This is a genomic window from Novosphingobium sp. DS6-6 (assembly GCF_057784975.1).
The window spans coordinates 108,019-119,097 of record NZ_JBYNTS010000010.1; the positions used below are offsets into that span (position 1 = coordinate 108,019).

An 11,079-nucleotide genomic window follows, 5' to 3' on the forward strand; every position below is an offset into this window, starting at 1 on the left:
CGATGGGAGGTAAGGCGCGGCGCGGCGATGGGCAACCCAATTGCGCTTGGGGGCAGCAAAGCTATTCGCGTGTCGCGCGGATCGCCGCCCCTCCGGCGAACGGAGCCACGGCCAGGGACACCAGGCTGCAGGCGGCAAGCAGGCCGAGCCCGCCCTCGCCGCCCGGCTGCAACGCCCCCGCCCCGAAGATCAGCAGCGGCACCGCCAGGGGAATCGCGAGCAGGCCGCCCAGCGCCGCGCCGCCGCGCAAGCCGGTGGTCAGCGCCGAAATCGTCACCCCGATGGCAGCCAGGCCTGGCGTGCCCAGCAGCAGGCCCCATTCCACCGTGATCAGTTGCCCGGCATCGAGCGAAAGCAGCCCGGCCGACAGCGGCGCGGCCAGCAGCAACGGCACGCCGAAGCTGATCCAGTGGGCAACGATGCGCACCAGCAACAGCAGTTCTTCCGAAAACCCGCGCAGCGCCCATTGATCGAACATGCCGGCTTCGACATCGGGCTCGATCAGCCGGTCGAGCGGAAGGATCGCGGCGAGCAGGGCCGCGACCCAGATCACCCCCGCCCCGGTGCGCGACAGCAGGCGTATATCCGGCCCTACGGCAAAGGGATAGAGCATGGCAACGGCAAGAAAGAACAGCAGCGGCAAGGATGCCCCGCCGCGGCCTTGGCCGCCACGCAGCAGCATGGCCAGATCGCGCCTGAACAGGGGCCACAGCCGGCCGATCATGCCCAGTCCCGCGCAAAGTCTTCGCGCACGTCCGGGGGCGGGCCAGGGGGCACGTGGTCGGCCAGCGCCAGCGTCTTGAGGCCGGCAAGGGACAGCGGCTGATGCGAGGCGATCACGGCCAGGCCGCCGCCCGCCAGGTGGGCCGCGATCGCATCGTGGGCCTTGGCCACCCAAGCCGTATCCAACCCGTTCAGCGGCTCGTCAAGCAGCCAGATCGGCGCCCCGGTGGCAGCCATGCGGGCCAGCGCGGCGCGTTTCTTCTGTCCGGTCGACAGAAAGCGCACGGGAACATCGGCCAGATCAGCCAGGCCGAAAGGATCGCCCGTGGCCGGTGCCGTACCGTCGATCGCATGCCAGAAAGCCAGCGCCCGGCCCAGCGGCAGATGCGCATCGAGCGCCAGCCGCTCGTCCATCAGGGCCACCCTGCCCTTTCGTTCGACCGTCCCGGCAAAGGGCCGCATCAGGCCCGCCAGAATGCGGATCAGGCTGGTCTTGCCAATGCCGTTGGCGCCCACAAGATGCAGCACGTCGCCCGCCGCCGCGGCGATGTTCACGCCCCGAAACAGGATGCGCCCTCCCCGTCGGCAGGCAATGTCACGGGCAGCGAACGACGGGGCGATCATGACGTCAGGCTGTAACCTCGCGGCCTGAACGCCGCAACCGGCGTCGCAAGGCGCGCGGCGCCCAGCGCGCGGCAAACGCCAGGCGCCGCGCCGTCGGGCCGATCAGCGTGTGCAGCTGCCTGCCGTGCACGGCGCGCCAGGCTGCCTGGGCGACGATGTCGGGAGACATGACCTCAAGGCCCTGGCGGTCGGCCACGTCGCGGATCGTGCCCGGGGTGGCTCCGTTGGGCGCGCGATCGAGCAGCGGCGTGGCAACGAAGCCGGGCATGAGGCTGCGCACGGCGATGCCATCGCCTGCCCATTCGGCATCCAGCGCTTCGGTCAAGGCGCGCAGGCCCGCCTTGGTGGCGGCATAGACGGAGGTCCCCGGCGTACCATGGAGTGCGGCGGCGCTGGCCGTGGTGAGCAGACAGGCGCCTTGCCCCGCAGCCTTGAGCCAGGGATAGGCGGCACGGGCGCCAAGAATCGCCCCGGTCAGGTTGACGGCGACAACGTGCTCGATCTCGGCAACGCTGCACTCCGCCAGACGGCCGCCCAGCGGCAGGCCGGCATTGTTGGCCACCACGTGGATCGCGCCGCCGCCGGCCTGCGCAGCGGCGGCCAGCGCTGCTTCCCATGCAGAAGCATGGCGCACGTCGAGCCCGTGGGCGGACCATCTGCCCGCCGGCAGCAAGGCCCCGGTCTGCGCCATCCCCTCGTCATCGACATCGGCGAGCGCGACGAACCAGCCGGCGGCCGCGAAGCGCCGGGCAATGGCACGGCCGATACCCGATGCTCCGCCGGTGACGAAGATGCAGCGGGTCACTCTACCGATCACAGCGCCGGATTGGCATAGCAATGCCAGGTAAACAGCGCGAGTGCGCCGCGATGCGGGCGCCACGGCTCTGCAAGAGCGCGCGTCTTGCGTTCGGTCGGCCGTTCGGGCAGACCCAGCAGCTTGCCCAGCCCCACCTGCACGGCAAGGTCTCCGGCCGGCCAGATGTCGGGCCGTCCTTCGGCAAACAGCAAATAGATCTCGGCCGACCAGCGCCCGATGCCCTTGATCTGCACCAGTTGCGCAATTGCGGCTTCGTCATCCTCGGGCAGGGCGGCCAGATCGAGTTCGCCCGACACCACCAGTTCGCACAGCGAGCGGGCATAGCCCTGCTTCTGGCGCGAAAGACCGCAGGCGCGCAGGGCATCGAAATCGGCCCCCAGCACGGCCGCCGGGGGCATGTCCGGACCCAGCGATGCTTCGAGCCGCGCCCAGACCGCGGCGGCGGCGGCAACGCTCACCTGCTGGCCCACGATCGTCCGCAACAAGGTGCGATAGCCGGCTTGGCGGATGCGCGGCGCGGGATAGCCGACCTTGGCCAGGGCCGCGGCGAACGCCGGATGCTGCGTTGCCAGGTGATCGAGGCCGGCGGTGATCGCGTGCTGTGAAAGTCCCATGTGGCGTGGCATCCCTTCGCACTTGCCAATATTTTTCGGGGGCATTAGCAGCCGCGACGAAGGGCGAACAGAGAGCGATGCGAATCCCGCCCGCCATGAGGAGCATTTGCCAATGCCGAAGCTTGTTGTCGTCGATCGTGCCGGCGCGGAAAAGACCATCGAAGTGGACAGCGGCCTGACCGTGATGGAAGCCATTCGCGACAACGGCTTTGACGAGCTGCTGGCGCTGTGCGGCGGCTGCTGCTCTTGCGCCACCTGCCATGTCTATGTCGACGATGGTGGCGAGGCGCTGCCCGCGATGAACGGCGACGAGAACGACCTGCTCGACAGCTCGGACCATCGCAACGCCAATTCGCGCCTGTCGTGCCAGTTGCCCGTGCTCGACGGTCTTAAAGTGACGATCGCGCCCGAAGATTGATTGCCGGCGGATCCGCCATCGGAGCGCGCCGGGCATCGACCTGGCGCGCTTCCGTTCACGGTGCTTGGAGTGCGAGACCCGCGGTTTCGGGCAGCCCGGTCATGAGATTGAGCGACTGGACCGCAGCGCCGCTGGCCCCCTTGCCCAGATTGTCGAGCCGGGCGACAAGGCGCGCCTGGGCGCCGTTTTTGCTGCCGATGACGCTGAGGTCAAGGCCATCCCAGCCCCTGACGTCGCGGCGCATCAGGAGTTCCCCTGCCTCGGGCGCGCCCATGGCAACGCTGACCACCGGGCTGCCGGCGTAGAAATCCGCCAGCGCCTGGTAAAGCATCGCCGGTGTTGCCGCCCCCGGCATGGCTTCGAGCGAAAGCGGCACTTCGACGATCATGCCGCGCAACGCCGGCACGACGGCCGGGCTGAACAGCGGCGCCACCGATAGCCCGGCATAAACCGTCATTTCCGGCACATGCTTGTGCCCGAAATCGAGGCCATAGCCGCGCCAGGCGATATCGGTGTCTTGCTCGAACCGGGCAATCAGTGCCTTGCCCCCGCCCGAATAGCCCGACACCGCATGAACCACATAGGGCCAGTCGGCCGGCAGCAAGCCGGCGCGCACCAGCGGTGCAACCAGGGCGATGAAGCCGGTGGGATAGCACCCGGGATTGGAAACCCGGTAAGCATCGCGCACAACCCCGCGCCCCACCAATTCCGGAAAGCCATATGTCCAGCCATCGGCAACGCGATGCGCGGTCGAGGCATCGATCACGCGCGTGGCATTGTTGGCGATCATTGCCACGGCGGCACGCGCCGCATCGTCTGGCAGGCACAGGATTACCACGTCGGCCGCGTTGAGCGCCTCGGCACGGGCGGTATCGTCCTTGCGGCGCGCATCATCGAGCGTGATCAGCGCGAATTCGCGCCGCCCCGCCAGCCGCTCGGCGATTTCGAGACCGGTGGTGCCGGCCGCGCCGTCGATGAAAACCCGGGTGGTCATGGCAATTGCTCCAGCGCGGACAGCGGCAGATAGCCCACCAGGCCGCCCTGATCGGACGCCTGGCCCCAGGCCCAGCCCCCGGCCATGTCGAGCACGGCGAACGTTTCGCCCACAGGCAGTTGCGTCAGCACCTCGGCATCCTCGCGGCCGGCCTTGCGCAGCGGCGCGACCGCTTTCAGACGGTGCGGCATGGGCACGGCATAGTGGGGCACGAACACGCGGCCGGCCAGGCGGATATGCGCGAGATCGCCGCGCACCGGCTGGCGCAGCGGATCGACCCTGGCTGAAGGACCGGATAGCGCCAGTTCTCCCTCGGGCGCGGTGGCCGGGAAAACGACATGGGCAAGATCGGATTCGGCAGACAAGGTGGCTTCCCGGACATTCGCAAAGGCGGGCGCTTAGCCGCCCTTGCCCGGCGATTCAAGTTCCGCCCCCAAAACCCGGTCATGCCGGACGCGGTGATGCCCAGCCGCTCAGGCCGTGGCGTAGCGCGCCTGCAGGAACCCCCAGGCGGCGCGCAGACCCAGAGCTTCGCCGCCCTTGGGCCGGCCCGGCCGCGCCACCGGCCGCCAGGCGAAGGTATCGAGATGCAGCCAGTCGATCCCCGTCCCGACGAAGCGGTCAAGGAACAGCGCCGCCACGCTGGCGCCGGCAAACCCGTTGCTGGGCGCATTCTGCAGATCGGCCACATCGGATTTCAGCCAGTCGCGATAGCTCTCGTGCAGAGGCAGCGGCCAGCAGGGGTCGTCACGCGCGATGCCTGCGGCCAGAAGCGCGCCGGCGCTGTCCTCCCGCCGGGCGAACAGCGCCGGCAGATCGGGACCCAGCGCCACGCGCGCCGCGCCGGTCAGCGTTGCGAAATCCACGATCAGCTCGGGCTTGCCCTCGCTCGCGCGGGCCAGGGCATCGCCCAGTACCAGGCGCCCCTCGGCATCGGTATTGGTCACTTCCACGCTCAAGCCGCGGCGCGTGCGGAGAATGTCTCCGGGGCGGAAAGCGTTGCCGGCAATGGCATTTTCCACCGCCGGCACCAGAAGGTGCAACCGCACCGGCAGACTCTGACCCATGATCAGCCCCGCCAGCGCCAAGGCATGAGCGGCCCCGCCCATGTCTTTCTTCATCAAGACCATGCCCGATGACGGCTTGATATCGAGCCCGCCCGAATCGAAGCACACGCCTTTGCCCACGATGGCGACGCGAGGCGCCTGGGGATCGCCCCATTCCAGTTCGATCAGGCGCGGCGCATGGCTGCGCGCGGCCGCACGGCCCACCGCATGGATCATCGGATAGTCCCGCTCGAGCGCATCGCCGGCGGTTACGTGGATCGTGGCGTGATGGACCTTGGCCAGGGCGCGGGCCTCTGCCTCGAGCTGCGCGGGGCCCATGTCCTCGGCCGGGGTGTTGACCAGATCGCGCACCATGACCACGGCCGCCGCTTCGGCCAGAACTTGCGGCAGCGCCCGCACCGCCCCGGTCAACAGCACGCGCGGGCCGGTTTCGCGCCCTTCGCTGCGATAGCGATCGAACCGGTATTGCGCGGTGATCCAGCCATGCAGCGCCCGTTGTGCTTCGATCCCGCCGACCAGGCGATACATGCCGGCCGGCAGGCGCTCGGCAGCACTGGCCAGGCACCAGCTCGACAGGCTGGCGCGATCGGCGACGCCCGCCACCGCCAGCCAGCTCTCGCCGTCGCCCTCGGGCACCACCGCCACTTCGCCGGGTGCCCCTTCGAAGCGCTGCGCCGCAAGCAGCGCGCGGGCGCGGCCGTTGCAGCTACGCAGCCATTCCGGCAGACCGGCCTTGTCGATTATGTGCAGGGCAATCGCGTTCTGCTCGCGATCGGGCTGGATCAACGCATTCTTGTCAGTCATCGTGCGCGCAGCTTGGCGCAGGTCGGTGCCAATATCGAGAGGGAAAATACCTGCCATGCCCCGCGCCCCCTTTGCCCCGCACGGCCACGCCGGCGCCGCCACGATCGCGTTTCTCGTGCTGGCGGCATGCCACCGTCCGCCCGTCGCGCCATCGGCGGGACCTGGGAACGACAGCGCCCACGCCGGCGCCACCGCATCAGCGACGGATGGCGGCACGCACGTTGCCCGGGCGCGCCGGGCATCCGCGGGTGGGCACGCGGTGGCGGAAAGCAACGACAGCATCGAGTTCGGCTATTCATGGCCAGCCGCCGCGGATGCCCAGCCGGCGCTGCGGGCGCGGCTCGCCGCCGACGAGGCCAAGGCGCGCGCGGCGCTGCGGCAGGAAGCGGACGAAGCCCGGGCGGATGCGGCCAGAGGGGGCTATCCGTACCGCCCGCTGGCGCATTGGCAGGAATGGCAGGTGGTGGCCGATCTGCCGGGCTGGCTCAGCCTGTCGAGCCTGGTTGGCCACAACGGCGGCGGCGCCCATCCCAACTATGGCTATGCCGCCATCCTGTGGGACAAGGCCGCCGGGCAGGAGCGCCAGGCGATCGACCTGTTTACCGCCCGCGCCGCACTGACCGGCGCGATCCACGCCGATTTCTGCAAGGCGCTGAACGCGCAGCGCACCAGGAAGCGCGGCGGCCGGGCGAGCCTTGGCGGCGATAGCGGCTTTGACGCCTGTATCGATCCCCTGGCGCAGACGCTGATCCTGGGATCGCGCGGCGGCAAGGCGTTCGATCGCATCGGCTTCCTGATCGCGCCATACGAAGCCGGCCCTTATGCCGAGGGCAGCTATGAGGTGACCCTGCCGGTAACGCCGGCGGTGCTGGCGGCGGTGAAGCCGGAATGGCGCGGGGCTTTTGCCTTGGCTTCACCGCTGTAGCGAGAGCCCGGATCAGGTCCGGGGCACGGATTTCGTGGCATTCTGCATCCCAGACGTGACCCCCAGACTTGAACCTGGGTCCCGCTCGCCGGTCTGGATTGGCAATTTCGCGCGATCCGCGCTATCTAACGGCGATGACCGATTATGTGACCATTGACGATACCGAAACGGTCCTGCGCGACGGGACGATCAAGCTGCATGGCCCGGCCGGTTTTGCCGGCATGCGCAAGGCCGGGCGGCTGGCAGCCGAAATTCTCGACGCTCTGGTGCCGCTGGTGAAGCCCGGCGTGGCGACGGCGGCGATCGACGATGTCGTCCGCCAGATGACGCTCGATGCCGGCGCCGTGCCGGCGACGCTCGGCTATCGCGGCTATACCCATTCGTGCTGCATCTCGATCAATCATGTGGTGTGTCACGGCATTCCTTCTGACCGGACGTTCCGGGACGGCGATATCGTCAATATCGACGTCACGCCGCTGCTCGATGGCTGGCACGGCGATTCCAGCCGCATGTACCTGGTCGGTGACGTGCCGCTCAAGGCGCGGCGCCTGGTCGACGTGACGTATGAATGCCTGATGCTGGGCATCGAGCAGGCCCGCCCGGGCGCCCGGCTTGGCGATATCGGCGCGGCGATCCAGGCGCATGCCGAAAAGCAGCGCTATGGCGTGGTGCGCGATTTCTGCGGCCACGGCCTGGGCCGCCTGTTCCACGATGCGCCCGAAGTGATCCATGCCGCGCGCGCCGGAACGGGGCCCGTGCTCAAGCCCGGCATGTTCTTTACGATCGAGCCGATGATAAACCTGGGCAAGCCGGCGGTGAAAATCCTGGACGACGGCTGGACGGCGGTGACGCGCGATCGGTCGCTTTCGGCCCAGTTCGAGCACTCCATCGGCATCACCGAGGACGGCTGTGAAATTTTCACGATCAGTCCGGACGGGCAGCATAAGCCGCCGTATGCGTCATGAAGCCATTAGTGCTGCCTGTTTTTTAGGCAGCGCATGCCTTTAATTTGAGCATTTTTACGTCGCATTTGCGCAACAACCCGCATGCCTTTATTCCGCTTAGGGTTGCTTTCTTTCTTTGCCTTGCATTTCCCGCTTTCGCCCCGGAAGGCAATCGCCTAGGGCAATGTGCTTAATGGTGGCACGATTCTTGTTAGGATCGACGCTGCGGAAACGAGGAGCGTGCGTCTGCCCACCGAACGCGTGTGCAGCGCCATCAGGTGCAGGGGTCAGGAACCGGTGAAGAAGATCGAAGCGATCATCAAACCCTTCAAGCTCGATGAAGTGAAGGAAGCGCTGCACGAGATTGGCGTTTCGGGCATCACCGTAACCGAAGCCAAGGGTTTCGGCCGCCAGAAGGGCCATACCGAGCTTTACCGCGGCGCTGAATATGTCGTCGACTTCCTGCCGAAGGTTAAGCTGGAAGTGGTGGTGGGCGACGCGCTGGTCGATCGCGTGGTCGAGGCCGTGGCCGCCGCCGCACAGACCGGTCGCATCGGCGATGGCAAGATTTTCGTGATCCCCATCGAAAGTGCGCTGCGCATCCGCACCGGCGAGCGCGACAACGACGCGATCTGATCGGATTTTCGCCGGGCGGCGGGCGGTTCGTCCGCGTGCCATCCGGCAACGATGCGGGGGTGGCCTTCGGACGGGCGGCCTCCTTTTCCAACCCCCTGACGCCCGCACGCACAGAATGGCGGGCAAACAGAAGGACCAGCGATGGCAAGTGCAAAGGACATCCTCGGCCGTATCAAGGAAGAGGAAATCGAGTGGGTCGATCTCCGTTTCACGGACCCCAAGGGCAAGTGGCAGCACCTCACGATGGTGTCGTCGGTGCTCGGCGAGGACGAGTTGGAAGACGGCCTCATGTTCGACGGTTCGTCGATCGAAGGCTGGAAAGCAATCAACGAATCGGACATGATCCTCAAGCCCGATCTCGATTCGGTCTATGTCGATCCGTTTTCGGCCACGCCGATGCTGATCATCAACTGCGATATCGTCGAACCCTCGACCGGCGAGCTCTATGCCCGTGACCCGCGTTCGACTGCCAAGCGCGCCGAGGCGTTCCTCAAGAGCACCGGCATCGGCGATACCGTCTATGTCGGCCCGGAAGCCGAATTCTTCCTGTTCGACGACGTGAAGTTCTACGACGGCTATGACGGCAACGGCTTCAAGATCGACGACATCGAACTGCCGACCAATTCCGCCAAGGATTATGAAGCCGGGAACCTGGCACACCGCCCGCGCGCCAAGGGTGGCTATTTCCCGGTCGCCCCGGTCGACAGCTGCGTCGACATCCGCGGCGAAATGGTTTCGACCATGATCGAAATGGGCCTGCCGTGCGACAAGCACCACCACGAAGTGGCTGCAGCGCAGCACGAACTGGGCCTGACTTTCGGCACCCTGGTGCAGACCGCCGACCGCATGCAGATCTACAAGTACGTGGTGCAGCAGGTGGCCCAGGCCTATGGCAAGACGGCCACGTTCATGCCCAAGCCGATCATGAAGGACAACGGTTCGGGCATGCACACCCACATGTCGATCTGGTCGGAAGGCAAGCCGCTGTTTGCCGGTAACGGCTATGCCGGCCTGTCGGATCTGTGCCTTTACTACATCGGTGGCGTGATCAAGCACGCCAAGGCGCTCAACGCGTTCACCAACCCGACCACCAACAGCTACAAGCGCCTGGTGCCCGGCTATGAAGCGCCGGTGCTGCTGGCTTATTCGGCCCGCAACCGTTCGGCCTCGTGCCGCATTCCCTATGGTGCCGGCACCAAGGCCAAGCGCGTGGAATTCCGCTTCCCCGACGCCATGGCCAACCCCTACCTCGCCTATGCCGCGCTGCTGATGGCCGGCCTCGACGGGATCAAGAACAAGATCCACCCGGGTGAAGCGATGGACAAGAATCTCTACGATCTGCCGCCGGCCGAACTCGCCGCCGTGCCGACCGTGTGCGGTTCTCTGCGCGAGGCGCTGGACTCGCTGGCTGCCGACCATGACTTCCTGCTGGAAGGCGGGGTGTTCACCAAGGACCAGATCGAAGCCTATATCGAGCTCAAGTGGCCCGAAGTCTATCGTTGGGAAACGACGCCTTCGGCCGTCGAATTCGACATGTACTACAGCTCGTAACGAACACGGCAGCGCTGCTGCGGCGGCATTGCCAAGGATCGGCGCCCGGATCACAGCGATCCGGGCGCTTTTTCGTGCTATCGATGTTGCAATGCAAAAGTTATCCACAGGCAGGATGAACGCGGGATAAACGGTTGGCCAATTGCGGCGAACTGCGGGAACCCGGGGTTCGCAAACAGCCCGCGTTCCCTAAGGTGCAGGCCATGCTTCGCACCGCTCTTGCCATCCTGGCCGTTTTTGCATCGCTTGCTGCACTGCCGCACGAGGCCCAGGCCCGGCTGCAGTGCGTGACATATGCCCGGCAGGTTTCCGACGTGCAGCTTTCGGGCAATGCGCGCGACTGGTGGGGCAATGCAGCCGGTTCCTATGCCCGCGGGCAGGAGCCAAGGGCCGGTGCCGTGCTGGCGTTTCGTGCTTCCTCCTCGATGCCCTATGGCCATGTCGCAGTGGTGAGCAAAGTGGTCGATGCGCGCCATGTGATGATCGACCATGCCAACTGGTCGCGCCCCGGCATGATCGAACGCGGCGTCATGGCGGTGGACGTGTCAGCCGCAGGCGATTGGTCGGAAGTGCGAGTATGGTATGCGCCGACCCGCTCGCTCGGCCTGCGCCCCTCGCCGGCGTTCGGTTTCATCTACGCGCATCGCGGCACGCAGACCGCGCAGATCGATCCGGCGGTTGCGCTTCCCGATGGTCAGGCGCGGGGCTGATAGCTTTGCTACTGCCGAAGCAACGAGCCGCCCGATTTCGGGCGGTTTTTTCTTAACCCAAAGACCGGCCGTTCCATGGCGTGCTGCCGGAACAGCTCGCTTAACGTCGCAATATGTTCCTGACGAACTCACTAGGTTTCGTGGACAAAGGTTGACAACGGACTCGCTGCTTGATTCAAGGCTGTCTTTTGGAGGCGGCGTTGGGCGAGCGGATTGGTTTGAGGGACGACGAGTGGGCAATAATCTCGCAAT

Annotated in this window: 13 protein-coding genes; 6 read left to right on the forward strand and 7 right to left on the reverse strand. The window is 66.6% G+C overall.

Annotated features, from left to right (window positions below; genetic code table 11):
• Window positions 1–61: 61 nt before the first annotated feature.
• The 4 genes from ccmB to AC3EDY_RS12840 are packed head-to-tail and all read right to left on the reverse strand — an operon-like array spanning window position 62 to window position 2,778.
• The gene (ccmB, locus tag AC3EDY_RS12825; RefSeq protein ID WP_488572889.1) at window positions 62–724 is read right to left on the reverse strand and encodes a heme exporter protein CcmB; all 663 of its coding nucleotides are present in this window, start codon (window positions 722–724) and stop codon (window positions 62–64) included.
• Window positions 721–1,347: a heme ABC exporter ATP-binding protein CcmA gene (gene ccmA / locus AC3EDY_RS12830; protein WP_488572890.1), complete on the reverse strand. Its 627-nt coding sequence runs from the start codon at window positions 1,345–1,347 to the stop codon at window positions 721–723. The genes ccmB and ccmA overlap by 4 nt, the downstream gene beginning before the upstream one ends.
• Before the next feature lie 4 nt (window positions 1,348–1,351).
• On the reverse strand, window positions 1,352–2,152 hold the full coding sequence (locus tag AC3EDY_RS12835) for an SDR family oxidoreductase (protein ID WP_488572891.1): 801 nt from the start codon (window positions 2,150–2,152) through the stop codon (window positions 1,352–1,354).
• Between the two features lie 8 nt (window positions 2,153–2,160).
• The gene (locus AC3EDY_RS12840; RefSeq protein WP_488572892.1) at window positions 2,161–2,778 is read right to left on the reverse strand and encodes a DNA-3-methyladenine glycosylase family protein; all 618 of its coding nucleotides are present in this window, start codon (window positions 2,776–2,778) and stop codon (window positions 2,161–2,163) included.
• A 112-nt stretch (window positions 2,779–2,890) separates the two neighbouring features.
• On the opposite strand from AC3EDY_RS12840, the gene AC3EDY_RS12845 reads away from it, so the two are divergent.
• Window positions 2,891–3,196 (forward strand): 2Fe-2S iron-sulfur cluster-binding protein, encoded by a 306-nt coding sequence (locus AC3EDY_RS12845; RefSeq protein ID WP_488572893.1) that lies wholly within the window; start codon window positions 2,891–2,893, stop codon window positions 3,194–3,196.
• 55 nt (window positions 3,197–3,251) lie between these two features.
• Here AC3EDY_RS12845 and argC read toward each other — a convergent pair whose 3' ends face one another.
• The 3 genes from argC to AC3EDY_RS12860 all read right to left on the reverse strand — a co-directional run bounded on the left by argC (window position 3,252) and on the right by AC3EDY_RS12860 (window position 6,061).
• Complete coding sequence (gene argC, locus AC3EDY_RS12850) at window positions 3,252–4,190, reverse strand: N-acetyl-gamma-glutamyl-phosphate reductase (RefSeq protein WP_488572894.1); 939 nt, start codon at window positions 4,188–4,190, stop codon at window positions 3,252–3,254.
• Window positions 4,187–4,555, reverse strand: coding sequence for an SH3 domain-containing protein (locus AC3EDY_RS12855; protein WP_488572895.1), 369 nt, complete (start codon window positions 4,553–4,555; stop codon window positions 4,187–4,189). Before AC3EDY_RS12855 ends, argC begins: the two co-directional genes overlap by 4 nt.
• Window positions 4,556–4,663: 108 nt before the next feature.
• Window positions 4,664–6,061, reverse strand: a complete 1,398-nt coding sequence (locus tag AC3EDY_RS12860) for a leucyl aminopeptidase family protein (RefSeq protein WP_488572904.1) — start codon at window positions 6,059–6,061, stop codon at window positions 4,664–4,666.
• 55 nt (window positions 6,062–6,116) lie between these two features.
• Here AC3EDY_RS12860 and AC3EDY_RS12865 point away from each other — a divergent pair, with 55 nt between their 5' ends.
• The 5 genes from AC3EDY_RS12865 to AC3EDY_RS12885 all read left to right on the forward strand — a co-directional run bounded on the left by AC3EDY_RS12865 (window position 6,117) and on the right by AC3EDY_RS12885 (window position 10,827).
• Entirely contained in the window at window positions 6,117–6,986 is an 870-nt protein-coding gene (locus tag AC3EDY_RS12865) for a PdaC/SigV domain-containing protein (RefSeq protein ID WP_488572896.1), read from the forward strand.
• A gap of 134 nt (window positions 6,987–7,120) precedes the next feature.
• The gene (gene map, locus AC3EDY_RS12870; protein WP_488572897.1) at window positions 7,121–7,951 is read left to right on the forward strand and encodes a type I methionyl aminopeptidase; all 831 of its coding nucleotides are present in this window, start codon (window positions 7,121–7,123) and stop codon (window positions 7,949–7,951) included.
• 276 nt (window positions 7,952–8,227) lie between these two features.
• A complete protein-coding gene (locus AC3EDY_RS12875; protein WP_317975744.1) occupies window positions 8,228–8,566 on the forward strand; it encodes a P-II family nitrogen regulator in 339 nt (112 codons plus the stop codon).
• Window positions 8,567–8,707: 141 nt separating this feature from the next.
• Entirely contained in the window at window positions 8,708–10,117 is a 1,410-nt protein-coding gene (gene glnA, locus AC3EDY_RS12880; RefSeq protein WP_488572898.1) for a type I glutamate--ammonia ligase, read from the forward strand.
• A gap of 203 nt (window positions 10,118–10,320) precedes the next feature.
• Window positions 10,321–10,827, forward strand: a complete 507-nt coding sequence (locus AC3EDY_RS12885) for a CHAP domain-containing protein (RefSeq protein WP_488572899.1) — start codon at window positions 10,321–10,323, stop codon at window positions 10,825–10,827.
• Window positions 10,828–11,079: the final 252 nt, after the last annotated feature.